The organism is Rhizobacter sp. P2_H2 (assembly GCF_056403375.1).
The window spans coordinates 1-2,354 of sequence record NZ_JBFUFP010000876.1 but is presented as its reverse complement, the minus strand read 5'-3'; the positions used below and the strand labels follow the sequence as shown (position 1 = coordinate 2,354).

The following is a 2,354-nucleotide window of genomic DNA, read 5'->3' as shown; positions in this document are numbered from 1 at the left end:
CTGAACGAGCTGTCGCGCCAGACCGGCCTGCCGATCCTCGCGGCCGCCGAGGCCACGGCCGGCAAGACCTCGCGCGCCGTGAGCGGCCGGCTGAGCGCGGTCCAGGCGCTGCAGCAGATGCTGGCCGGCAGCGGGCTCGAAGCAACACGCTCGCCGAACGGCGGTTTCGCGGTACGCCAGGCCTCGGCCACCGCCGCGACCGCCGAGACCACGCTGCCCGCCCTCACCGTGCGCGCCCGCGCCGATGCCGATGCCGGCGGCTACGTCGCGCAGCGCGCCAGCGTCGGCACCAAGACCGACACGCCGCTGGTCGAAGTCCCGCAGTCGATCTCGGTCATCAGCAGCCAGGAGATCGACGACAAGGGCCAGACCACACTGACCGATGCGCTCGCGCAGACGCCCGGTGTCACCGTGAACCCCTACGGCTTCGATTCGCGTGCGGCCGACTGGGTGCTGCTGCGCGGCTTCGACGGCTGGTACACCAGCAGCTTCCGCGACGGGCTGGTGCAGAACGTCGGCATCACCTTCCTCGGCGTGCAGACCGAGGTCTACGGGCTCGAGCGGCTGGAGGTGCTGCGCGGGCCGTCGTCGGTGCTGTTCGGCAAGGGCGATGTCGGCGGCGTGGTCAACCGCGTCAGCAAGGTGCCGGGGCCCGATGCGGTGCGCGAGATCGGCGTGCAGACCGGCCGCTACGACCGCAAGCAGGTGATGGCCGATGTCGGCAGCGCGATCGACGCCGACGGCCAGTGGCGTTGGCGCGTCGTCGGCGTCGGGCTCGACACCGGCACGCAGGACCAGTACCCGAACGGCGACCGCATGACGCAGAAGCGCCAGTACCTCGCGCCCTCGCTGAAGTGGCAGCCGACGCCGCAGACCTCGCTGACGCTGCAGGCCGAGGTGCTGCGCGACGACAGCTCCGACGACGTGCAGTACGCCAGCGACTTCGACGGCAACCCGACCTCGGTCAAGGAAGGCGAGCCGAGCTACAGCCGCATCGAGACCGGCTCGGATGCGGTCGGCTGGCAACTCGCGCACCGCTTCGAAGGCGGCTGGCAGCTGAAGCAGAACGCGCGCTATGCGCACCGCACGCTGGACAAGCACCACATCCTGTCGTTCTTCGATACTGACCCCGGTGGCGACCCGAACCAGCTGCTGCGCCAGGCGCGGCACGACGTGGAGACGGTCGACGAGAACAGCATCGACACCTCGATCCAGGGCAAGGTCGACGGCGGCGGCGTCTCGCATGCGCTGCTGTTCGGCATCGACTTCGACCGCAGCCGCGCCGAATGGCAGCGCTGGCAGGCCATGACGACGCCGCTGGACATGACGAACCCGGTGTACGGCATCCACATCGACGAGCCGACCGCTCAATCCCGTGACAAGCAGGTGATCCTGTCGCAGGTCGGGCTGTACGCGCAGGACCAGGTGCGCTTCGACCCGCACTGGGGGCTGACCGTCGGCGTGCGGCAGGACCGGGTGAAGACGCGCTACGAGAACCGCAGGCCCAGCACCGACCCCGACTTTCCCGAGGTMGGTGTCGCCGAGCGCACCGACAACGCCACCACCGGCCGGCTCGGCCTCAGCTACCAGGTCGGCAACGGCTGGGCGCCGTACGCGAGCTACGGCGAATCGTTCGTGCCGGTGATGGCGGTGGACGAAGGCGCGCTGTTCGACCCGAGCCGCGGCAGGCAATACGAGCTCGGCGTCAAGTACATGCCCGAGGGCGAGGCGGTGTCGTTCACTGCGGCGGTGTTCAACCTGGAGAAGACCAACGTCGTGTCGTACGACCCGGTCAACTTCGTGCCGCATGCGATCGGCAAGGTGCGCTCACGCGGCATCGAGCTCGAGGGCAAGGCGGCGCTGACCCGCCAGCTGCGGCTGACCGCCTCGTTCGCGACACTCGACATGAAGGTGCTGGCGAGCGCGATCCCGTCGGAGGTGGGCAACATGCCGATCCTGACGCCGAAGCAGACCGCGTCGCTCTGGCTCGACTACGCGCTCGGTGCCGAGGCGCTGCACGGCGTCAGCGTCGGCGGCGGGCTGCGCTACGTCGGCAAGCGCTGGGACAACGGCGAGAACACCGAATCGCAGCCGCCCTACACGCTCGCCGATGCCGCGGTGCGCTACGACAACGGGCCGTGGCGCTTCGCGCTGAACGTCACCAACCTGTTCGACAAGCAGTACCTGAGCGGGCACGCCTACGGCAGCTACTTCCGCGGCAACGAGCGCAACGTGCTGCTGACGGCGAAATACAGGTTCTGATCAGCCGGCCAAGCCGGCGTAGACGTGCTGCACGTCGTCGCCGGCGTCGAGCGCGGTGAGGAAGCTCTCCACTTCCTCCAGCTGCTCGGCGG

1 protein-coding gene is annotated in these 2,354 nt (G+C 69.4%); it reads left to right on the top strand.

Features of this window, described 5'->3' with window-relative positions; all coding sequences use genetic code 11:
- On the top strand, positions 1 to 2,262 hold a 2,262-nt coding region (locus tag AC1D15_RS27625), incomplete at its 5' end, for a TonB-dependent siderophore receptor (protein WP_477828520.1).
- Positions 2,263 to 2,354 lie beyond the last annotated feature (92 nt).